The 21,942-nt window shown below is 64.2% G+C and carries 22 protein-coding genes; 15 read left to right on the forward strand and 7 right to left on the reverse strand.

Going from position 1 to position 21,942, the window contains the following annotated elements:
* The first annotated feature begins 70 nt into the window (after positions 1-70).
* Together KHO49_RS30315 and KHO49_RS30320 are read left to right on the forward strand one after the other, a co-directional pair.
* A complete protein-coding gene (locus KHO49_RS30315) occupies positions 71-985 on the forward strand; it encodes a LysR family transcriptional regulator (RefSeq protein ID WP_110653217.1) in 915 nt (304 codons plus the stop codon).
* On the forward strand, positions 982-1,530 hold the full coding sequence (locus KHO49_RS30320; RefSeq protein WP_110596918.1) for a GNAT family N-acetyltransferase: 549 nt from the start codon (positions 982-984) through the stop codon (positions 1,528-1,530). The genes KHO49_RS30315 and KHO49_RS30320 overlap by 4 nt, the downstream gene beginning before the upstream one ends.
* Before the next feature lie 14 nt (positions 1,531-1,544).
* Here KHO49_RS30320 and KHO49_RS30325 read toward each other — a convergent pair whose 3' ends face one another.
* Positions 1,545-2,465 carry a carbon-nitrogen hydrolase family protein gene (locus KHO49_RS30325; protein WP_110653219.1) on the reverse strand — a complete coding sequence of 307 codons (921 nt, stop codon included), beginning with the start codon at positions 2,463-2,465 and terminating at the stop codon, positions 1,545-1,547.
* Positions 2,466-2,549: 84 nt separating this feature from the next.
* Here KHO49_RS30325 and KHO49_RS30330 point away from each other — a divergent pair, with 84 nt between their 5' ends.
* Entirely contained in the window at positions 2,550-3,485 is a 936-nt protein-coding gene (locus tag KHO49_RS30330) for a LysR family transcriptional regulator (RefSeq protein ID WP_110596916.1), read from the forward strand.
* Here the strand turns inward: KHO49_RS30330 and KHO49_RS30335 are convergent.
* Positions 3,457-3,711 carry a hypothetical protein gene (locus tag KHO49_RS30335; protein ID WP_011061196.1) on the reverse strand — a complete coding sequence of 85 codons (255 nt, stop codon included), beginning with the start codon at positions 3,709-3,711 and terminating at the stop codon, positions 3,457-3,459. The two genes, KHO49_RS30330 and KHO49_RS30335, sit on opposite strands and share 29 nt — an antisense overlap.
* Positions 3,712-3,945: 234 nt before the next feature.
* On the opposite strand from KHO49_RS30335, the gene KHO49_RS30340 reads away from it, so the two are divergent.
* A complete protein-coding gene (locus tag KHO49_RS30340; protein WP_102863467.1) occupies positions 3,946-4,266 on the forward strand; it encodes an ElaB/YgaM/YqjD family protein in 321 nt (106 codons plus the stop codon).
* 56 nt (positions 4,267-4,322) lie between these two features.
* Here the strand turns inward: KHO49_RS30340 and KHO49_RS30345 are convergent, their stop codons facing one another.
* Complete coding sequence (locus KHO49_RS30345; protein WP_213666435.1) at positions 4,323-5,360, reverse strand: Ldh family oxidoreductase; 1,038 nt, start codon at positions 5,358-5,360, stop codon at positions 4,323-4,325.
* 290 nt (positions 5,361-5,650) lie between these two features.
* On the opposite strand from KHO49_RS30345, the gene KHO49_RS30350 reads away from it, so the two are divergent.
* The gene (locus KHO49_RS30350) at positions 5,651-6,652 is read left to right on the forward strand and encodes a FecR family protein (RefSeq protein WP_102863465.1); all 1,002 of its coding nucleotides are present in this window, start codon (positions 5,651-5,653) and stop codon (positions 6,650-6,652) included.
* A 52-nt stretch (positions 6,653-6,704) separates the two neighbouring features.
* Here KHO49_RS30350 and pvdQ read toward each other — a convergent pair whose 3' ends face one another.
* Positions 6,705-9,038 carry a bifunctional acylase PvdQ gene (pvdQ, locus tag KHO49_RS30355; RefSeq protein WP_213666436.1) on the reverse strand — a complete coding sequence of 778 codons (2,334 nt, stop codon included), beginning with the start codon at positions 9,036-9,038 and terminating at the stop codon, positions 6,705-6,707.
* A 444-nt stretch (positions 9,039-9,482) separates the two neighbouring features.
* On the opposite strand from pvdQ, the gene KHO49_RS30360 reads away from it, so the two are divergent.
* Complete coding sequence (locus tag KHO49_RS30360) at positions 9,483-9,863, forward strand: fe2+ zn2+ uptake regulation protein (RefSeq protein ID WP_102863463.1); 381 nt, start codon at positions 9,483-9,485, stop codon at positions 9,861-9,863.
* A gap of 17 nt (positions 9,864-9,880) precedes the next feature.
* On the opposite strand, the gene KHO49_RS30365 is transcribed toward KHO49_RS30360, so the two are convergent.
* The gene (locus KHO49_RS30365) at positions 9,881-10,069 is read right to left on the reverse strand and encodes a hypothetical protein (RefSeq protein ID WP_042941707.1); all 189 of its coding nucleotides are present in this window, start codon (positions 10,067-10,069) and stop codon (positions 9,881-9,883) included.
* A gap of 171 nt (positions 10,070-10,240) precedes the next feature.
* Between KHO49_RS30365 and KHO49_RS31340 the strand changes: the two genes are divergently transcribed.
* Positions 10,241-10,369, forward strand: a complete 129-nt coding sequence (locus KHO49_RS31340) for a hypothetical protein (RefSeq protein ID WP_016966338.1) — start codon at positions 10,241-10,243, stop codon at positions 10,367-10,369.
* Between the two features lie 93 nt (positions 10,370-10,462).
* Here the strand turns inward: KHO49_RS31340 and KHO49_RS30370 are convergent, their stop codons facing one another.
* Positions 10,463-11,377 (reverse strand): LysR family transcriptional regulator, encoded by a 915-nt coding sequence (locus tag KHO49_RS30370; protein WP_213666437.1) that lies wholly within the window; start codon positions 11,375-11,377, stop codon positions 10,463-10,465.
* Between the two features lie 118 nt (positions 11,378-11,495).
* On the opposite strand from KHO49_RS30370, the gene KHO49_RS30375 reads away from it, so the two are divergent.
* Entirely contained in the window at positions 11,496-12,491 is a 996-nt protein-coding gene (locus KHO49_RS30375) for an aldo/keto reductase (RefSeq protein WP_213666438.1), read from the forward strand.
* 48 nt (positions 12,492-12,539) lie between these two features.
* On the opposite strand, the gene KHO49_RS30380 is transcribed toward KHO49_RS30375, so the two are convergent.
* Positions 12,540-13,076 (reverse strand): hypothetical protein, encoded by a 537-nt coding sequence (locus KHO49_RS30380; protein ID WP_102863460.1) that lies wholly within the window; start codon positions 13,074-13,076, stop codon positions 12,540-12,542.
* Between the two features lie 455 nt (positions 13,077-13,531).
* On the opposite strand from KHO49_RS30380, the gene KHO49_RS30385 reads away from it, so the two are divergent.
* From KHO49_RS30385 to glgA, 7 genes are all read left to right on the forward strand, one after another.
* Entirely contained in the window at positions 13,532-15,526 is a 1,995-nt protein-coding gene (locus KHO49_RS30385; RefSeq protein ID WP_213666439.1) for a methyl-accepting chemotaxis protein, read from the forward strand.
* Positions 15,527-15,605: 79 nt separating this feature from the next.
* Positions 15,606-16,061, forward strand: a complete 456-nt coding sequence (locus KHO49_RS30390) for an SRPBCC family protein (RefSeq protein ID WP_213666440.1) — start codon at positions 15,606-15,608, stop codon at positions 16,059-16,061.
* An 85-nt stretch (positions 16,062-16,146) separates the two neighbouring features.
* Entirely contained in the window at positions 16,147-17,913 is a 1,767-nt protein-coding gene (locus tag KHO49_RS30395; protein WP_213666441.1) for a copper resistance system multicopper oxidase, read from the forward strand.
* Entirely contained in the window at positions 17,903-18,832 is a 930-nt protein-coding gene (locus KHO49_RS30400) for a copper resistance protein B (RefSeq protein WP_213666442.1), read from the forward strand. The genes KHO49_RS30395 and KHO49_RS30400 overlap by 11 nt, the downstream gene beginning before the upstream one ends.
* A 154-nt stretch (positions 18,833-18,986) precedes the next feature.
* Positions 18,987-19,436: a DUF411 domain-containing protein gene (locus KHO49_RS30405; protein ID WP_102879207.1), complete on the forward strand. Its 450-nt coding sequence runs from the start codon at positions 18,987-18,989 to the stop codon at positions 19,434-19,436.
* Entirely contained in the window at positions 19,433-19,870 is a 438-nt protein-coding gene (locus tag KHO49_RS30410; RefSeq protein ID WP_102863454.1) for a YqaA family protein, read from the forward strand. Before KHO49_RS30405 ends, KHO49_RS30410 begins: the two co-directional genes overlap by 4 nt.
* Positions 19,871-20,371: 501 nt before the next feature.
* Positions 20,372-21,940: a glycogen synthase GlgA gene (gene glgA, locus KHO49_RS30415; RefSeq protein WP_213666443.1), complete on the forward strand. Its 1,569-nt coding sequence runs from the start codon at positions 20,372-20,374 to the stop codon at positions 21,938-21,940.
* Positions 21,941-21,942 lie beyond the last annotated feature (2 nt).

Raw genomic sequence — 21,942 nt, forward strand, 5'->3', positions numbered from 1 at the left:
GCCGCAATAGGCGAAAAACCAGGCATTCTTCCGCTCTTTACGGACAAAAACGCTGCAATCGAGGTGAGCGATGGACAACCTTAACGGCCTGCAGGTGTTTGTCTGCGTGGTCCGCAGCGGCAGCCTGGTGGGGGCCGGCGAGCGTCTTGGACTGTCCGCCTCAGCGGTGGGCAAGGCCCTGGCGCGCCTGGAACAACGACTCGGCGTACGCCTGCTCAATCGCAGCACCCGGCGCCTGAGCCTGACCGACGAAGGCGCGCTGTTCTACGAGCGCGGCCAGCGTATCGTCGACGAGGTGCTGGAGGCCGAGGCCGAGCTGGCGCGGATCAGCGACAAGCCCCGGGGCCGGCTGCGGGTCAGCCTGCCCGCCATCGGCTATCGCATGCTGCTGCCGATCCTGCCGGAATTCGCCGCGCGCTATCCGGACATCGAGCTGGACCTGGACTTCAACGACCGGCTGATCGACGTGATCGCCGAAGGCGTCGACGCGGTGATCCGCAGCGGCGAGCTGCCAGACTCCCAACTCAAGTCCAGGAGCCTCGGTCCCTTCGGCTTCGTACTGATCGGCGCCCCCGGCTACTTTGCCCAGCGCGGCATCCCGCACACCCCCCAGGACCTGGAGCGGCACGCCTGCCTGCGCTACAAGTTCCCCGGCGGCAGCGTGCTGCAGCCATGGAATCTGCGCCTGCCCGACGGCGCGCCGCCGCTGGTACTGGGCAGCGCCCTGACCAGCAACAACCTGGAGTCGTTGATCCACGCCGCAAGCCAGGGCCTGGGCATCGCCTACGTGCCCGAATTCGTGGTTTGCGGCGCCCTGGCCGACGGCAGCCTGATCTCGGTGCTGGACGACTATCAGCAAGAGCGCGGCAAGTTCTCCATTCTCTGGCCCAGCAGCCGGCACTTGCTGCCAAAATTGCGGGTCTTCGTCGACTTTCTCAGCCAACGACTGAGGCTAGGCAACGCCCACAAGGAGTCCCGCTCATGATCGACCCTGTTCCCACCCTGCACACCGAACGCCTGCTGCTGCGCCCCCTGGAACTGGCGGACGCCGAGGCCATCCAGCAGCTTTTTCCGCAGTGGGAAGTGGTGCGCTACCTCAATGCCGTGGTGCCCTGGCCCTACCCGGCCGACGGCGCCCTGAGCTACCTGCGGGACATGGCCCTGCCGGCCATGGCCCGGGGCACAGAATGGCACTGGACGATCCGATTGCGCAGCAAGCCTGAGCAAATGATCGGCAGCATCAGCCTGATGGACGAAGCCGACAACAACCGCGGTTTCTGGCTGGCCCCGCCCTGGCAAGGCCAGGGTTACATGAGCGAAGCCTGCACCGTGGTCGACGAGTTCTGGTTCGAAGTGCTGCAACGACCGCTGATGCGGGTGCCCAAGGCTGCGCCGAACCAGGGCTCGCGGCGCATCTCCGAGCGTGGCGGCATGCGCCTGGTGCGCTCCGAGAGCGGCGACTTCGTCGGCGGGCATTTCCCCTTGGACATCTGGGAAATCACCCGCGAGCAGTGGCGCCGCCGACGCTGAGCAACACCGGCGACTCAGATAAAGCGCACCCCGGATCGGGGGCGCTGGTCCACGCTCAGTTCAAACACATCCGGACGCGCATAGTGGCCGACCACGTCGTAGTCATAGCGGGCCTTCACCAGGTCAGCCGTGTCGATCTCGGCGCTGATCAGCCCGGCGCTGCCCACCAGCGGCCCGGCCAATACATCGCCCATGGGCCCCACGATGACGCTGCCACCGGCAATCAGCGGGCGCTCTGCCGGCCAATTGGCAATCTCCAGCCCCAGTTCCTGGGGCGAGGCCTGGACCTGACAGGCGCTGACCACGAAACAACGACCTTCATGGGCGATGTGACGCATGCTCACCTGCCACATCTCGCGCTCGTCCACCGTGGGCGCGCACCAGACTTCGATGCCCTGGGCGTACATCGCGGTGCGCAGCAACGGCATCATGTTTTCCCAGCAGATCACCGCGCCGACCCGTCCCACCTGGGTGTCCAGCACCGGCAGGGTCGAGCCGTCACCCTGGCCCCAGATCAGGCGCTCGGTGCCGGTGGGCATCAACTTGCGATGCTTGGCCACCAGCCCCTGCTGTGGATCGAAATACAGCGCCGTGCAATACAGGGTGCTGCCACTGCGCTCGATCACCCCCAGCACCAGATGGGCTCCGGTACGGGCCGACAGCCCGGCCAGCGCCTCGGTCTCCGCACCCGGCACATCGATGGCATTGGCAAAGTAACGGGCAAAGGCTTCGCGCCCCTCCGGCAGGCGGTAACCCAGTTGGGTGCCGAAGCCTTCGCCCTTGGGATAGCCCCCCAGCAGCGCTTCGGGCATCACCACCAACTGCGCACCCGCTTCGATGATGGCGCCCTCATAGGAGAGGATCTGCTCCAGGGTGGCGGCCTTGCCTTCTGGCAAGGCACCGATTTGCAGCGCGGCGACGATGGACTTGGGCATGACATGACTCCTCGAACGATCAGGTGTTGCGCATTGTCCTGCCGCCGCTGATCATCGATAAACCCCAACCCAGTGCTTAATGATATGAACCAGATGAATATCGCCAGCGTCGACCTCAACCTGCTCAAGGCCTTCGAAGCCCTGCATGACGAGTCCAGCGCCAGCCGCGCGGCCCTGCGCCTGGGAGTGACCCAATCGGCCGTGAGTGCAGCCTTGCGCCGCCTGCGCGAGTTGTATGGCGATCAATTGTTCGTTCGCACTGGCCGCGGACTGGCGCCGACCCTCAAGGCCAATCAATTGAAGCCGGTGGTCACTGAGGCCCTGAACAAATGTCGCCAGAGCCTGGCCATGGTTGCCCCGCACAGCGCCGATTATCAGGGACGCTCGGTGACGGTCGGCCTGTCGGATGATTTCGAGATTGCCTACGGTCGGCGCCTTATCGAAGCCGTGGCCCGCCGTGCACCCAAGTTGCGGCTGATCTTCCGCCAGACCCACAGCCAGATCGTCGCCGAGGCGCTGTTGCAGCGCAGCGTCGACCTGGCCATCAGCGCCGGTGGCTTTGCCGAGCGCCTGCTCAGTCGGCAGGTGCTGGGGGAAGGCGACTACCTGTGCCTGGCGGACCCGGCCAGCCTGACCCCCGGGCAACGGCAGATCGACCTTGAGGAGTTCGTTCGGCGCGAACACCTGCTGGTGTCGTCACAAGGGTTTATCGGCATCACCGATGAAGGATTGGCGAATCTGGGGCTCAGTCGCCAGGTCTGCGCCTCGACCACGCATTTTGCCGCGCTGCCCTTTCTGCTCAAGGGCAGCCAGGCGGTGGCGACCATTCCTGCCCATGCCGCGCGGCGCATCGCCGAGTTCACCGGCCTGCAGCTGCTGCCCTGCCCCCTGGCGCTGCCGCGCTATCCGATCGAACTGGGCTGGCGCACCAGCCCGCAGATAGACCCGCTGCTGGTAAAGGTACGTGAAGCGATTGTCGAGTGTTTCGCGATTACTTGTTCGCCGCCATCAGCCGATTGACTTCACTGCGCACCATGTTGGAGTACTCCGGCGGCGACATGCCGTCCAGTTCCGCGCGCACCCACTCGGCCCACTTGCCCTTGCGCTTGCCGCGCTCGCCGAACAACCGTGCCGCCTCGCCCTTGGCCTTGCCCAGGTTGCTCTGCCACAAGTCGAACAGACGGGACTTCTCGTCCTCGATGGCGGCGCGTTCGGCCAGGGTCTTGTTAGCCAGATTGAAACTCATGGGAAATTCCTGCTGCGTAAAATAGGCGCCATCTTACACTGTAGGGGCTGACGGTTTTACTCAAGGGTGGCGAGCAAGGTGCAAAATGGCTGCAACTTTTGCCCCAGCGCCGGACTCCATTGCTTGTACCCGATGACTGCAGCCGCTGCCGCAGGCTGCTAGCGACTTGGGCAATACGCCTGATACCGCAGGCGTGCCCTTGCACCACCGACCACATTTCCAAGGAAAAACTTCATGGCTCGCAAATCTGCCGCGCAAGCGGAAAACGATCAAATCAAGGACCAGGCCTTCAGCGAACTGCAGGCGCTGATCGAAGAATCGGAAAAGCTGCTCAAGGGCAGCGCTAGCCTGGTGGGCGAAGAAGGTGAAAGCTTGCGCCAGCAAGTGAGCCTCAAACTCAAGCAGGCGCTGGACTCGGTGAACAACGTGCGCGAGCGCAGCAAGCCGGTGGTGGACGCCACCGAGCAATACATCGGTGGCCACCCGTGGCAGACCGTGGCCATCTCCGCTGGCGTTGGCCTGGTGGTCGGCCTGTTGCTGGGCCGGCGCTCGTAACCGCCCCGCTCGCTCCAGGGCCAGGCGCGCCAGTGGCGGCCTGGCCTTTTTTCGTTTCAGGCCTGCGCCAGCGCCCGCAGCTGTTGCAGTTGCTCCACGCCAATGGCGATTCCCTTTTGCAGCGAACGTTCGCGCTGCTGATGCCGACGATCCCCCGGTAGGCGCTTGAGTCCCACCGCGTGCATCTGCCGCACCAATTCCTGGCTGCGCTCGGCGAAGCTCTGTCCGGCGGCCTTGCTCGGATCGATGACGATCAGTAACTGCCCGGTCCAGGGCGTCTTGGCCCCAGGATGGTTGGACCAGTCGAACTCGAAGGAGAAGTGACCTCCGGTCAGGGCCGCGGCCAGCAACTCCACCATCATCGACAGGGCCGAACCTTTGTGGCCGCCAAACGGCAGCAAGGCGCCGCCTTCGAGAATCGCCTTGGGGTCCTGGGTCGGCTGCCCCAGGCTGTCGACGCCGATGCCAAGGGGCAAGCGCTCGCCCTTGCGCGCGGCGATCTGCACATCGCCGTGGGCGATGGCACTGGTGGCCAGGTCGAAGACAATCGGCTGGCCCTGGGCCTGGGGCGCAGCGAAGGCAATCGGATTGGTGCCGAACAACGGCCGGTCGGCGCCGTGAGGCACGACACAGGTCATGCTGTTGACCACGCTCAGGGCCACCAGCCCCTCTTCGGCAAAGGGCTCGACATCAGGCCAGAGTGCGGCGAAATGGTGCGAGTTACGGATCGCCAGCACCGCGATCCCGGCGTTGCGGGCCTTGCTGACCAGCAGCTCGCGAGCGGCCGCCAGGGCCGGTTGGGCAAAGCCGTTGCCAGCGTCGACCCGGACAAAGGCCGCCGCAACGTCTTCCACCACAGGCACCGCCCGACCATCGACCCAGCCACTGGCCAGGGTCGAGACATAGCCGGGGATACGAAACACACCATGACTCTGGGCACCGTCGCGCTCAGCGGCGGCGCAGTTCTCGGCCAGGCAACGGGCCACTTCGGCGCGGCAGCCATGACGCAGGAAAATCGTCTCCAGCAACTGCACCAAGGCCGGCAGAGAGAGGTATTGGCAAGGCGTTTCAACAACCAGGGACGATGCAGACATCTGAAGCTCCAGAGTAATTATTGGAGGGGGCGACAGCGTGTGACCCGGCGATTAAACAACGCTGACTGTTGGCCCTGTCAACCCGATCCCATGGCTCGCAAGGAAGGTGCCAGAGTTGCAGGCCAACAGACACGGCCGCAAGGCGTGCCCATTTGTAGACACTTTGGATACACAGCGGGTTTTCAGGGCGTGGCCGATGAAAATAAGTTCACTTTGATGCGCATTAGCCATGACGGCTGTTCTACAAGCCTTGCGCCGGAGGGTAGAATGCGGGAAATCAGGAAGAGTCAATGAGCGAACAGATCCTCTCAGAAGCCGAATACGACGCCATTACCCAAGCTGCGGCGCAATGGTGCATGCGTTTGCATGAAGCCGACTGCAGCGATGCGGAGCGTCTGGCCTTTCAGCAATGGCATGATGCCGACCCCCTGCACGCTTTCGAATACGAGGCGATGCGGGAGATATGGGAAGTGGCCGATCAACTGCCGCCCTCCACTCTGGCGCCGGCTCCGGTCAAGCCTGCCCCCCGGCGCACCTGGCAGCATTACGGTGCAGCCGCGGCCGTCGCTCTGTGCGCCCTGCCCCTGGCCGCCTACAGCGGTTGGGAACTGGGCTGGCTGCCATCGTCCTACGAACATTTCGAAGCCGGCGACAGCCTGCGCAACGTGACCCTGGCCGACGGCAGCCAGGTGGAACTGAACCTGGGCAGCAGCCTGACCTACAGCAACTACAAGGATCAGCGCCGGGTCACCCTGAAGAAGGGCGAGGCGTTCTTCAAGGTCAGCCACGACAGCAGCCATCCGTTCGTGGTCAAGGCCGCCCAAGGCCAGATCAAGGTCACCGGCACCCAGTTCAACGTGTGGATGTATGAGGATCAGGTACGGGTCACCCTGCTTCAGGGCTCGGTGCTGGTCACCAGCAATACCGCGCTGCCCGGCGAAGGTTTCCGCCTGGAACCGGGCATGCAGGCTCACTACAAGGATGGCGACTACGCGCCGCAGATCAGCCAGACCTACAGCAACGACAGTTCCCTGGCCTGGCGCAACGGCAAACTGGTGCTGGACAACCTGGCCCTCAGCGATGCCCTGCCACTGATCAATCGCTACCTGGACACCCCGGTGCAGCTGGCTGACAGCTCGACCGGCAAGATCCGCGTGGGCGGCATCTACAACACCCGGGAAATCAGGAGCCTGCTGACTTCGTTGCCCAAGGTGCTGCCGGTCTACCTGACGCGCAATCGCGACGGCAACCCGGTGATCAATTCGTTGCCCCAGTCCCCGCCAAAAAGCTGAAGGCCGCCCCGTTACGGGGGCGGCCTCGATTCCTGTCAACCTCTGACACCCACTACCTGGCCAATGGCTGCGAATCCTGGCGCGGCTCCTGGATCAGTTGCGACTGATACTGGCCATCGGCGCGGATCTGCGCCTCGGTAAAGGGCAGCACACTCCACTGATTCCGGGCAAAGGCCTCGGTCTGGTCGCGAAAGTGCGGCGACGCCGGATCGCTGGACAGGGAAAACGCCAGCAGGCCCAGGGCCCGCGGCCCCTGCTCATCGAAACTGACCACATTCAGGTAGCTGGTGCCGCTCACCACCTCGCGCTTGCCGTCGGCGCCCGGCACGCTCTGGATAGCGTTGTACACCCCCAGGCTTTCCGGGCCGCCAGGCACCGGGGTCGGCCGCCCGCCCTGGCTCACCTGCTGGATATCGCCCCAGCGCACATCGGCGCCCAGCCCGGCCTGCGCCACTTGCTGCGCCGAGGCCAGCATCGCCTCACGCAGGGCCTGGGCCACTGCTGGACGGCTGATGGCCAGGCCCCGTGGCGTGTGCTGCGGGTCCTTGGGGTCGAAGGCGACACGCCAGATATCCGGACGCTGCAACAGCGGCTGCATGATGCCCTGGAAATGCACGAAGCCCAGGCCCGTCTGCAACCCGGCGCTGCGGTCCCAGGACTTGAGGCTGGCGCACAGCGCGGCCAGTCGCTGGGCGTCGGGCCCCAGGTCCTGCGCGCAGAATTGCAGCAGGTCCGGCATCACCTGACCGGCCAGGTACACCTGATCATCGGTGACCATATGCTGCAGATCGCTGACCTGGGCCTTGGGCATCCGGCTCAAGCGATCCAGGGCGAAACGCGCACGCATCTTCAGGGGTACGTCCTGCTGGCTGATCACCGGCGAAAAGCCCTGCAGCGGCGCCGCCGGGTTGACCATCCAGGCCGAGTCATTGGAATGCTGCAGGTAGTCGTTGCGCGCCAGTTGCGGCAATTGGCCGGCAGCGAAGATCCCCGGCTGGGCCGCCGCCGGGTCGATGTCCCAGGCGCAGGTGCTGCGGGAACCATCAAGGACGATGACCTGGGTGCCGACCCGTGGATCGCTGCACTGGGCGAGCTTGGCCTGGGTGACGTTGGGCACCACCGACTGGTTCATGTACAGCGCACGGCCCTGGTCATCTGCCGCCAGGGTGTTGACCCAGGGAATGCCCTGCAACTGATGCACGCTGTCTTGCAGGCCCGTCACGCTGTCGGCCTGGTTCATCGCGTACCACTGGGCCAGCACCCGGGTGTTGTCGAGGTTGGCATCACGCAAGCTGTAGGCATGTTCGCGGTCCCAGTCCAGCTCCCCCGGCCACTGCACCACCGGGCCGAAGACCGAGCTGTAGAGGGTCCGCGACTCGCTATGCAACTGACCATCCGCGCCTTTGACCTGCACCGTCACACTCTGGCGCTCCAGGGGTTGCGAGCGGCCATCCAGCAGATAGCGGGTCGGGTCCTTGGGGTCCAATTGCAGGCGGTACAGGGTGAAATGCTTGGATGCATCCACCGTGTGGGTCCAGGCCAGGTGCTGGTTGAAACCTATATTGATCAGCGGCAGGCCGGGCAAGGCGGCCCCCATCACATCCAGCTGGCCGGGAATGGTCAGGTGCATCTGATAGAAACGCATGGCGCCGATCCAGGGGAAATGCGGGTTGGCCAGCAGCAGGCCGCGACCGTTGAACGAACGCTCGCTGCCGATGGCCACCGCATTGCTGCCACGGTCCAGGGCGAAACCTTGCTGGCGGGCTGCCGCCAGTTGCCAGTGCCCCTCGCTCAGTGCCGCCTGGGCCGTGACGCCCGGGGGCGTGGCTCCCGCCAGGGCCTCGGCGAACTGCCCGGCGCCGCCTTCCACCAGCAGGCGCCGGGTCAGCTTCACCAGGTCCGAGGTGGCCAGCGGCCGTACCCAGTCGCCCTGGCACTGCTCAGGCAGCCCCTGGCCCCGGCGCTCCGCCAACTGGCGGTTGTAGCCCTCGACATAACCCTGCATGCGCTCACGCACCGCCGGCGGCTGCGCCTGCCAAAAGCCGGCCACCGCCTGGGGCGTATTCAACCAACTGAAAAACACGTCGCTGCTCAGGTTGTCCCGCTGCTCCAGAGTCTGAGCTTCGGCACCGAAGTACCGGGCCCGCTCGGCGTTCACCGTCAGCACTTCATTGGCCATCAGGCACAGATTGTCCTGGGCATAGGCGTAACCGATGCCATAACCCAGGCCGCGCTCGTCGCTGGCACGGATATGCGGGACACCAAAGCTGGTGCGGCGAATCTCGGCACGGGTCGGTTCGGGCTGCGCCTGTGCATGGGCACCGCAACTGAGACTTAGAAACAGGGCTGCAAGGCAAAAATGCGGTAACTGCCTGGAAATGATCACGCCGACTCCTGATGCAAAAATACAGAACCAGGACTGGTGTGCAGCAAGGGTTGGGCAACGCCGCCAGTCTGGGAATCCGGCCGCGCACGGATCAACCGACGCCTGCCTGCCCCTATGGACGAATGGCCGCCGAAAAAATTACCCCCCCGGAGGTCAACACCGACCTGGCGCTGACAGGTCAGCGACTTGATACCGACAATTTTTCTACATCCCGGGCTTCATGATTTGCCGTGCTCGTTCGTCTAGTTACTAGGATCTGTACGAAAGCTCACCGAGCAAAGATCAGGCAAGGCAAAAACAGGCGAGGAAGCGGAGTGTAGGGACCTACATGAGCATTCCGAGCCTGTTTTTAACGCAGCATGATCGAAGCGCAGGTAGTTTTCGGACAGAACCTAGAGCACCCATCATTCTTTTCCTGATACGGCTCTGCTAAGGAGTTTTTGCATGTACAACCCGCAACTGCCAATGGACGGCATCACCGTGAACAACACGCCTTCCCTGAATGCCGGCGCCGGTGTCTTCGGCAAGAACGCCGAGCGCAACAGTAACGAACGGATCAAGCAGCTGCTGAAAAGCTTTGGCCTGCGCACCAGCCTGATTCGCCTGAAAGTCATCGACGCCCTGCTCACCGCCGCCCAGAGCGAGCGCTCCCTGGGTGTGCGGGGGGTCCACAGTCAACTGCTGGAACTGGATATTCCACTGTCGTTCTTAAGCGTGCGGGAAGTCTTGAAGCGCCTGTGCAGCGAGGGCGTGCTGACCCTCAACGCCGACAAGAGCTACAGCCTGCATCAGCAGGCCGCAGCGGTGCTCGACGGTCTCTCCTGAGACGGTCGAGCCACGGCTCAGGGCTTGACCTTGCGGCGCATCACGCCATTGATCACCACCACGACCACCGCCACGCCAATGGCGATGTACTGGAACAGTTTTTCACTGATGACGCCGTGGTTCTGCAGGTAGGAAAGGCCAAGCATGATCCCCAGTACCACCAGGGAAATCAGGATCGAGTATTTCAAGCGTTGTGACTGGGTCATTGCGGGGTCCTGAAGCTGAAAATGTATCCGCCGTGTATCAAGAACGATGCCAAGCACCTACCCGGATTCGGGGATGCGCCGGGGAAATCGGGGTCACATGGTACAGGCGCGAAAGAGATTTTTCTCCTTCATCGTCCTGTCGAGTTCCCTGTGCCCTTTGAGGATTGAGAAATGTTCCGTCGAATCACACTGCTGATTCCCCTGCTGGCGATCCTGGCCCTGTCAGGCTGCATCATCATGCCCCGCGATGGCGGGCATCACCGTTACTACGACGGCGGCCCGGGCTACTACCACCGCTGAGTCATTCGGCCAGTCCATCGGCCCCGCTGAATCTGCCACTCCCCCAACCAACGCCCGCCCCGCTGCGGGCGTTCTGCTCTTTGTGACAAACCTTCAGGGTCGCGAGGTGCCATTGCCAGGGCGGGCGAACAACTCCAGCAACCAGTCGACGAAGACCCGCACCCGGGTGGACAGATGACGCTGAGGCGGATACATCGCGGTCAGCGGCAGCGACGGTACCGGAAAATCCTCCAGGACCTCGCGCAAGACCCCGGCCCGCAACTGTCGGGCAACGTTGTAATACGGCGTCTGCACCAGTCCGTAACCGGCTTCGCAGGCCGCCAGGTAGCCGTCGGCGCTGTTGACCGCCACCTGCTTGGGCAACTCCATCGGGCGCAACTGGCCATCGATGTAGAACTCCAGGCCATAACGCTTGCCGCTGACACTGGAGAAATACTCCACCATCCGATGCCCTTGCAGGTCGGCCAGCGACTGGGGCGTTCCCTGTTGCTGCAGGTAGCCCGGGCTGGCGCACGTCACTTGCTGCAACTGCACCAGCGGCCGGGCCACCAGGCTGTCATCCAGGGTCGGGCCGCCCCGCAAGGCGCAATCCACGCCCTCCCGGATCAGGTCCACGGGGCGGTCATTGAGGCCGATCTCCAACTCGATCAGCGGGTAGCGGGCGGAAAACTCCGGTAACGCAGGAATCACGATCAGCCGACCGATGCCCACCGGCATATCGATGCGCAAGAGCCCCCAGGGGTTGTGCCGGGTCACCGAAAATGCCGCTTCGGCCTCCTCCAGGTCCGCCAGCAGGCGCACGCAGCGCTGGTAATAGGCGGCGCCGTCCAGGGTCGGGCTCACCTGACGGGTAGTGCGGTGCAGAAGCTGCACGCCCAGGTGAGCTTCCAGTTGCTTGATCAGGATGGTGACCGAGGCCGCCGGCATGTGCAGATCCTCGGCGGCCCTGGCAAAGCCGCCCAGCTCGACAATCCGGGTGAAAACGCGCATGGCGTTGAAACGGTCCATGAAACAGGCTCGCGATTATTTGGATAATGATAATAGTGTTAGCGCTTTTAGCCTGTTTATGCGGTTTTTGTCGAGTAGCACACTGAGCGTTCTTTCCCACTCATCGGAGTATTGAGCGATGCACACTCGACAACTGGGCCATCAGGGTCCGCAGGTTTCTGCCATTGGCCTGGGCTGCATGGGCATGAGCGATTTCTACACCACCGGCAACAACCCCAAGGAGGCCATTGCCACCCTGCACCGCGCCCTGGAACTGGGGATCAACCTGCTGGACACCGCCGATATGTACGGCCCCCACAGCAACGAGGAACTGATCGGCCAGGCGATTCGCGGCAAGCACCAGCAAGTGTTCCTGGCCAGCAAGTTCGGCATCGTCCGCGATCCGGGCGATGCGCAGGCTCGCGGCGTCAACGGCCGTCCCGAATACGTGCGCGCATCCATCGACGGCAGCCTGCGGCGCCTAGGCGTGGAAACCCTGGACCTGTATTACCTGCATCGGGTCGACCCGGACGTGGCCATCGAAGAAACCGTCGGCGCCATGGCGGAGCTGGTCCAGGCCGGCAAGGTGCGCTATTTGGGCTTGAGCGAAGCCTCGGCCAGCACGCTTGAGCGCGCTCATAAGGTGCATCCCATCAGCGCCCTGCAAAGTGAATACTCGCTGTGGAGCCGGGATCAGGAAGACAACGGTTGCCTGGCCGCCTGCCAGCGCCTGGGAATCGCCTTTGTCCCCTACAGCCCGCTGGGCCGTGGTTTTCTGACCGGCGCCCTGAAAAGTCCTGATGACTTTGCCGCCGACGATTTCCGGCGTTCCAACCCGCGTTTCCAAGGCGAGAATTTCCAGCGCAACCTGCAACTGGTGAAGCAGGTGCAGCAACTGGCGGCGGACAAACAGGTCAGCGCCGGGCAACTGGCCCTGGCCTGGGTGCTGGCACAGGGCGACTACCTGATCCCGATTCCCGGAACCAAGCAACGGCGCTATCTGGAGGAAAACGTGGCAGCGCTGCAGATCCGCCTGAGTGCCGCGGAGCTGGCTTCGCTGGAGGGCATTTTCAGCCCGCAGGCCACCGCAGGTCCCCGGTACACCGAGGAGGTGATGGCGCTGCTGAATCGCTGACGCAAGGAACGCGGCGCGGGCTCGGCAAGAGCGCGCGCCGCGGCTGGATCAGGCTTTGGCGGAGACGTTCTTGTCGGTCACCGTAGTGCCGTTGCCCTTGCCATAGTTCTGCAGGCTCTGCAGGACGTAGATGGCCTTCTTGTACTCGGGAACCAGGTAGTTGGCGTACTTGTTGCCCTTGATGTTGTTGTTCTGGATGTCATCGAGCTTCATCGCGAAGTATTCCAGGGCATTGAACGGCTCATCCGGGTTCTTCGGAATGCCGAAACGGTCGAACTTGTCGCCGGCGTTGATCAGGTTCAACGCGGTGATGTCGGAAATCAGGCCGTTGTTCTTGAGGAAGGTACTCATGCCACCCAGGGACTTGGTGGTCACGTTGGTCGGGTCGAAACCCTTGATCTGCTTGTGAAGCTTCAACTGGTCCATCTTGCGGATATCCAGCACGGTGGGGTTGCTTCCCACCAGGCTCAACATCTGCCGTACCTTGGCACTTTGCGAGACCGGCTTGGAGGAACCGCTGCCACCGCCGTCCTGCACCAACAGACCCGCCTTGCTGGTCCAGCCTCCAACGTATCCGATTGCCATGCTGACACTCCTGTAGTCCGGCTTGCCAATCCTCCTGTTCAGCCTGGCTCAGAGAGGACCGGAAAAGTCTTATCTGGCGTCTGAAACTGGGTGCAAGCCGTGATGAATCATCTGAATGGGCGCAAGTATCAACGCCAGGACGACCTCCCAACAACGCTTTATTTCCACAAATTACAATTTCTGTACAAACTCGACACAATTAGCCAGAAGGCCCGATTTAAGCGGCGCCGGCTGTTTTCAGCACCCGCAAACCCTGATCTTTTCCTGCTCGCAATCGAACCGTTCAGCGGCTGTCTGACCCTCCTCTGTGTCACCTGCGACACTTTTTCAACGACATCGAAGTTTTTTGGACGATCGTACTAAAGAGCAGAAAAACCGCGCCGACATCCTGAGGATGCCCCGACAAGGCTCCCCCCTCTCCAAATAATAAAAAACGCTCGGTAAGGACAGGTCCCATGCCCGCTTTGCGCACGATTCAAGCCCGCTACACGCTCTTTCTGGTCCTGTTCATTGTCCTGATGCTGGTACTCACAGTCGTGGGCATCAGCCAAATGGTGGCGCCCAAGCTGCGCCACACCGAGGAACAGGTGGTCCTCAATCGCATCGCCGAAGTGGCGCAGCGCATTCAGGGCGAGTTGAACAAGGTCCAGGCCCAGCAACGCAGCATCACCCAGACCGTGCCCCTGCTCGACAGCGACAGCATCGACAAGGTCCTGCCCGGCCTGGTGGACCAGTACGGCGAGCAGAAGGTCTTCGGCGGCGGGATCTGGCCCCTGCCCGGCCAGCGCACTGCGGGGCGCAACAAGCACAGCACCTTCTGGCACCGTGATGCGTCGGGCCAGCTGGTGGTCAACACCTTCTGGAACAGCGACCCGGCCCCCAACTACTACGACCAGTCCTGGTACAAAGGCGGCCTGCAGAGCGCTCCCGGCCAGTGCGCCTGGGCCGCGGCCTACAAGGACGACGCCAGCGCCGAGCCACGCACCAACTGCGCCATGGCCATCCGCCGCGACGGCCAACCCTGGGGCGTGGCCACCATCGACGTCACCCTGGGTTTCTTCAACGACCTGGTGGCCCGCCAGGAGAAAGAGCTCGACGCCCAGATGCTGATCGTCGAGGCCGACGGCAAGGTCATCAGCAACAGCTCGCGGATCAATGGCCCGATCGTGCTGAAGAACATCCGGGAACTGGCCGCCGGCTCGCCCTTCGCGGCCCAGGTCAAGAGCGCCCTGGAACGTCGCGACAACAGCGCCCAACGTATCGAGTTCGATAACGCCGGGGTGCCCAGCACCTTCTTCATGCGCGCCATCGAAGGCACCCCGTGGTTCCTCGCCAGCGCCCTGCCCACCCACCTGATCACCGCCCAGCGCGACGATGTGCTGAGCACCCTGAGCCTGTTGCAGATCCCCATGGTGATCCTGCTGGTGCTGCTGCAGGTCTATGCGATCCGCCAACTGGTGCAGCGGATGAAGATCCTCAAGGGCAATATCGATGCCCTGGCCACCGGTGACGCCGACCTGACCCGGCGCATCGTGATCCGCGCCGAGGACGAACTGGGGGCCATCGGGCACTCGGTCAACCACTTCATCCAGTACCTGCAGAACATGATCGGCGAAGTCACCCAGGCCACCGAAGCCATGGCCGGCAGCCTGGCGCAGTTGCAGCAGACCTCGGCCCACAGCCAGCAGATCCTGATGCGCCACGCCTCGGAAACCGACCAGACCGTGACCGCCATCACCGAGATGAGCAGCACGGCCGACAGCGTCGCGGCCAACGCCGCCCAGACCGCGGACTTCACCCGGCGCGCCAACGAGCATGCCGAACACTCGCGGGTGGTGGTGGGCGAAGCCTCCGGCAGCGTCATTGCGCTGATCGACGAAGTGGCCGATGCCACCCACAAGGTCGAGGCCATGCAAGCCGACGCCCAGCGCATCACCGAGATCCTCGGGGTGATCGGCGCCATTGCCGGGCAGACCAACCTGCTGGCCCTCAACGCCGCCATCGAGGCGGCCCGGGCTGGGGAGCAGGGACGCGGCTTTGCCGTGGTCGCCGATGAGGTCCGGGCCCTGGCCGCGCGGACCCAGGACAGCACCTCGCAAATCAACGAAATGCTCAGCCGCCTGACCCAGGGCGTGAGCTCCTCGGTCAGCGCCATGGAAAACACCCAGGCCAGTTGCCAGTCCGCGGCGGATGCCACGGCCCGGGTCAACAGCGGCCTGGATGAAATGGCCGACTCGGTGAACCAGATCAACAGCCTGAGCACCCAGATCGCCACCGCCGCCGAACAGCAGAGCGCGGTGACCGAGGAGATCAACCGCAGCATGGTCAGCATCCGACACATGGTCGAGGAGCTGGTGGAGAGTGCCCGAGCCGGTGAAAGCAATACCCAGAGCCTGCTGCAGGCCAATGCCCAGGTCAGCCACCTGATGAGCCGCTTCAAAGTCCGCTGAACGGTCTGCCGCCGCCGCTGGCACCCCCAGGCGGCGGGACTATATTGGAGGCTCCGGTCACAAGGAAGTGGGGTGCATCATGGGTCAGCGCCAATCACATCTGCTGCAAGAGCGGCTCAGCCACGAGCTGTATATCCAGGCCGATATCGACACTATCTATTACTACGTGACCCAGCCGGACCGCTGGCCGGAGTGGCAGCCCTCCTGCCTGCGGGCCGACACCGGCTTTTGTGGCTCGCTGCCGGCGGGTCACCGCTTCAGCGAAGTCATGAATCTGCTCGGAGTACAGATCCCCATGAGCTATCGCGTGCTGAACGCGGTATTTCCCAAGGAGTTCAAGGCCGTCTTCAGCTCCGCGGCCCTGGACGGCACTGTCCATTACCAACTGAACAAGCAGAGCGACGGTACGCTGTTGCGGCACACGCTGGACTATTGCACCGACCTGCAACTGAGCGGCCTGCGGGCGCGCATGGAACAACTGTCGACCCAGGCCCTGGGCAATCTCAAGCAACGTCTGGAGCATCCGGGCGACTGACAAATCTGTAATGCCCGCCTCAGTTTCCTGACAGCCAGCGCTGATTAGAGTCCCCTCCAATCCGCTGACCGACTGGAAGCCTGCCATGCCGTTCCCCCCATCAAGACACAGCCCGTCCCGACGCACCTTCGTCAAGGCCCTGGCGGCCGGAGGCGTTCTCGCCGGTCTGGGGCTGTGGCGCAATCCGGTCTGGGCCATCAACAGTCCGGGTCAGCCCGAGGTCGCGGCAGGCACCGATTTCGACCTGTCCATTGGCCAGTTGCCGGTGAACTTCAGCGGCCAGCCGCGCCAGGCCATGACGGTCAACGGCAGCCTGCCCGGCCCCCTGCTGCGCTGGCGCGAGGGCGACCGGGTCACCCTGCGGGTGCGCAACCGGCTGCACCAGATGACGTCGATCCACTGGCACGGGATCATCCTGCCCGCCGACATGGACGGCGTACCCGGTCTGAGCTTCGAAGGCATCGAGCCCGGCGGTCTGTACCGCTATTCATTCCCGGTCAAGCAGCATGGCACCTACTGGTACCACAGCCATTCCGGGCTCCAGGAACAACTGGGGGTGTACGGGGCACTGGTGATCGACGCCCGGGAGCCGGAGCCCTTCACGTACGACCGCGACTACGTGGTGCTGCTGTCGGACTGGAGCGACGAGGCGCCGGAACAGATCCTGCGCACCCTGAAAAAGCAGTCCGACTACTACAACCGGCACAAACGCACCCTCGCTGACTTCATCGAAGACGTCGGCCGCGACGGCTGGGCCGCCACTGTGGCCGAGCGCACAATGTGGGCGCAGATGAACATGACCCCCACCGACCTTGCCGACGTCAGCGGCGCCACCTACACCTACCTGCTCAATGGCCAGGCACCGGACAACCACTGGACCGGACTGTTCCGCCCCGGCGAACGCCTGCGCCTGCGGCTGATCAATGCCTCGGCCATGACCTACTTCGACCTGCGCATTCCCGGCGTGAAAATGACCGTGGTGGCAGCCGATGGCCAGCACGTGGAGCCGGTATCGGTGGATGAGCTGCGGATCGCCGTGGCAGAAACCTTCGACGTGCTGGTGCAGCCCAGCGCCGGTGCCCATAGTCTGTTCGCTCAGGCCATGGACCGCAGCGGCTACGCGCTGGGCTCCCTGAGCAGCGTCCCCGGCCTCAAGGCCCCGACGCCGGCCCTGGACCCCAGGCCGCTGCTGACCCTGGAGGACATGGGTATGGCCTCGATGCCCGGCATGGACCACGCGGAGATGCCGGGCATGCGGCACGAATCGATGGCCATGCCCGGCATGGACCACGGCGCGATGAGCAGCCAGATCCCCCATCCAGCCTCGGAAACCGCCAACCCGCTGGTGGACATGCAAGCCATGAATCCCCAGCCACGCCTGGACGACCCTGGCCTCGGCCTGCGCCACAACGGCCGTCGGGTGCTGACCTACGCCGATCTGAAAAGCACCTTCGCCGACCCCGACGGCCGCGAACCGAGCCGTACCCTGACCCTGCACCTGACCGGCCATATGGAAAAGTTCGCCTGGTCTTTCGACGGCATCGCCTTTGCCGAGGCCGAGCCCCTGCGCCTGGAGTATGGCGAGCGAGTGCGGATTGAACTGGTGAACGACAGCATGATGAGCCACCCCATCCACCTGCATGGCATGTGGAGCGACCTTGAGGACGAACACGGCCGTTTCCAGGTGCGCAAGCACACCATCGACATGCCGCCGGGCACCCGCCGCTGCTACCGGGTCACGGCCGATGCCCTGGGGCGCTGGGCCTACCACTGCCATCTGCTGTACCACATGGAGAGCGGCATGTTCCGCGAAGTCCGGGTCGAAGAACGGGAGGTGCCCCATGCCGATTGAGACGCCCCTGCTGCCACTGCTGCCGGGCGGGCTGACCGGTCTCGGCCTGGGCATCGTCCTGCTGGCCTGGCCCGGTACCCCGGCCCATGGTCAGTCCATGCCCGGTATGGACCACGACACCCGGGCACCACAACAGATGCCCGGACACGACATGCGCGGCATGGATCACTCAACGATGCCGGGCCTGCAAGTCGCAGCCCCCTTGCAAAGCCGTACACCGATTGCGCCGTTGACCGATGCCGATCGCCGGGCGGTCTATCCAAGCGCGGCCGGTCACGTCCTCCACGGCAAGTCGCTGAACAGTTTTTTCCTGGTGGAGCGGCTCGAATGGCAGGACGCCGAGCGCGGCACGAGCCTGGGCTGGGAGGTCAATGGCTGGATAGGTGGCGACCGTGACCGGCTGTGGCTGCGCAGCGAGGGTGAACGCACCCGGGGCGTCACTGAGCATGCCGAGCTGCAAGCCCTCTGGGGCCACGCCATCAGCCCCTGGTGGGATCTGGTCAGCGGCCTGCGTCAGGACTTCAAGCCCGGCACGGCCCAGACCTGGGCAGCCCTGGGCCTGCAAGGCATGGCGCTGTACAACGTCGAAAGCCAGGTCACCGCCTATCTTGGAGAAGGCGGCCAGAGCGCCTTGCGGGTCGAGGCCGACTACGACCTGCTGCTGACCCAGCGCCTGATCCTGCAGCCGTCGGCGCAACTCAACCTGTACGGCCGCAACGATCCGCAACGGGGCCAGGGCGCCGGCCTGGCCGAAAGCGAAATCGGCCTGCGGCTGCGCTATGAACTGCGCCGGGAATTCGCACCTTATATAGGTGTGACCTGGAACCGCAGCCATGGGCGGACCGCCGACTACGCCCGCAACGACGGCGAACCGGACAACGGCGCTCGCCTGGTGCTGGGGCTGCGAATGTGGTTCTAGAACCCTTGCTCCGCGCCCGGGGCTTGGTATCAACTTGAAACAAAAGCCGCCGGCAGCTGGCAAAAAAAGCCGCAAAATGCACCACCCCCAGCGTGTCCCCACAAGGGCCGGCCCTGCCAGCGCCCCTTATTCAACAGCGACAACGAGACTTTCGATGAAAACTTCACTGCGTCTAGCGGCCCTGTCCGCCCTGCTGATCGGCTCCCTGGCTCAGGCGGGCGAACTGATCCCCATCGACGTGCACCGAGATGCCAACTGCGGCTGCTGCAAAAAGTGGATCGAGCACCTGCAGGACAACGGCTTTGCCGTCACCGACCACGTGGAAAGCAACATGAGCGCGGTCAAACAGCGCTTGGGCGTGGCCCCGCGCCTGGGCTCCTGTCACACCGCGGTGATCGACGGCAAGTTCGTCGAAGGCCACGTGCCTGCTGAACAGGTCCTGGCCTTGCGCAAGCGCGACGACCTGCTGGGCATCGCCGCCCCGGGCATGCCCATGGGCTCCCCCGGCATGGAAATGGACGGCATGGGCGCCGACGCCTTCCAAGTCATCGGCCTGACCCGTGACGGCCAGGATGTCGTGGTAGCGGACTACCCGGCCCGTTGATCGCCAGCGCCTACCTCGGCCTGTTTCTCGCCGCCTTCGCCGCCGCCACCCTGCTGCCCCTGCAGTCGGAAGCGCTGCTGGTGGGCCTGCTGCACAACAGCCAACTGACGGTACTCGGGCTGTGGCTGGTGGCAACCCTGGGCAACGTCCTGGGCTCCCTGGTCAACTGGTGGCTGGGGCAGCGCCTTGACACCTACAAGGAGCGTCGCTGGTTCCCCGTTAGTCCGAAGCACCTGGAGCGGGCCCGGGTGCACTACCAGCGTTACGGCCACTGGACGCTGCTGCTGAGCTGGATGCCGGTGATCGGCGATCCGCTGACCCTGGTGGCAGGCGTCATGGGCGAACCCCTCAAGCGTTTCCTGCTGATCGTCAGCCTGGCCAAAGGCGCCCGCTACGCCGTGCTGGTGTGGCTGACCCTGGGCTGGCTCGGCTGAGCCGCTCCGCGCTCAACCGGGCCTTGGGTCGCAAACAAATCCCCGGGGCCCTGCCCATTTTCGGGCAAGGCCACCAGCGATCTGCACCAACCCCTGGCGCGCCCTCACCGTTTTCGCGCCGAGGCCATGTCACCCGCGCTCTGCTGCGGTGCACGGCCGACCTTTCGTCGGGATAGATCCGTCGCCCTGCGCCCGCGCCGAATCAACGCCCCGCCCTGCCCGACGCTGCTCTAGGTTCTGTCCTAGACTGATTTTCGCATTGTGACCGAGCGGTCACTTTGGCATTGAAAAAGTCGAAACTTTTCGCGTCGGCCCAAGGTCAGGTTAAAGGTAGGGTCGCTGCCACTGGTGCATTCCTTGCAACGGCTCCTCCACCCTTTCTGCTGCAGCGCTCGAGCAGCTCAGGCTGATCGATGTGTGGCGCAATTGCGCCCGGCCACAGGAATGGCCCGACAGCAGCGCTTGAGACAGCAGAACAGATCAATAAAACGGGAGAGACCTATGATCAGCGCCGCATTGGACACTCAGGGAGAGCATCCTCAACAGCAGGCCGGTGAACGTGCCCCCCAGGCGATTTCCATCCCTGGAGGCAAGACCCTGCTGCCGCTGGCTCGTCAGAATCCCAACCGCAAGCGGGTGCTGTTCGTCACTTCGGAAATCGCCGATCTGGTGAAAACCGGCGGCCTGGGCGACGTCTCCGCCGCCCTGCCCCGGGCCATGGCCCACCTGCACGATGTGCGGGTGCTGATTCCCGGCTATCCCCAGGTGCTGCACAGCGAGAACCCCATCCATATCATCGGCGAGCTGGGGGGCCACGCGGCGCTGCCGGCCTGCAAGATCGGGCGCATGGACATGCCCGACGGCCTGGTGATCTATGTGCTGATCTGCCCGGAGCTGTACGAGCGCGAAGGCACGCCCTACGGCGCCAACAATGGCCGCGACTGGCCCGACAACCACATTCGCTTTGCCCGCCTGGGGCTGGCCGCCGCCGACATCGCCGCCAACCTGGCGCAGATCCACTGGTGCCCCGACCTGGTGCACGCCCACGACTGGCCCGCCGGGCTGGCCCCGGCCTACATGCACTGGCGCGGGCAGCGCACCCCGACCCTGTTCACCATCCATAACCTGGCCTACCAGGGCGTGGTCAGCCTGGCCTCGTGCCCGGAGCTGGGCATCCCCGAACACGCCCTGCAACAGGAAGGCATGGAGTTCTACGGCAAGCTGTCGTTCCTCAAGGCCGGCATGGCCTACGCCAGCCACATCACCACTGTGAGCGCCACCTACGCCCAGGAAATCACTACCCCGGCCTTCGGCTGCGGCCTCGACGGTTTTCTCGCCAGCAAGACCCAGCAAGGCTTGCTCAGTGGCATCCCCAACGGCATCGACGAAAGCTGGGACGCAGCCACCGATGCGCACCTGTTCTGCCCCTTCAGCATGGGTGATTGGAACGGCAAGGCGGCCAACGCCGCCCATGTGCGGCAGATGTTCGGTCTCGACCCCAGCAACGGCCCGCTGTTCGCCGTGGTCTCGCGGCTGGTCTACCAGAAGGGCCTGGACCTCACCGAGGGCGTGGCCGAATTCATCGTCGCCAACGGCGGCCAGATCGCCATCATCGGCCGCGGGGAACCGGAAGAGGAACAATCCATGCGCGCCCTGGCCCGGCGTTTTCCCGGGCGCATCGGGGTCAATATCGGCTTCAATGAAACCGACGCCCGGCGCATGTTCGCCGGCAGCGACTTTCTGCTCATGCCGTCACGCTACGAGCCCTGCGGGCTGAGCCAGATGTACGCCCAGCGCTTCGGTTCGCTGCCGGTGGCGCGCAACACCGGCGGCCTGGCGGACACCATCGAGAATGGCGTCACCGGCTTTCTGTTCGACGAATCCACGGTCGCCAGCTACCAGGAGGCGCTGACCCGGGCGTTCAAGGTCTTCGCCTATCCAGCGCTGCTCAACGCCATGCGCTGCCGGGCCATGGCCGCCCCGTTCAACTGGTGCAAGGCGGTGGAACCCTACGCCGAACTCTACGAACAACTGGTGGCCAAGGCCCTGGGGCAGGCCACCCGACAATAAAG

Origin of the sequence: Pseudomonas sp. RC4D1 (genome assembly GCF_018390395.1) — a bacterium.
Lineage (GTDB): Bacteria > Pseudomonadota > Gammaproteobacteria > Pseudomonadales > Pseudomonadaceae > Aquipseudomonas > Aquipseudomonas danubii.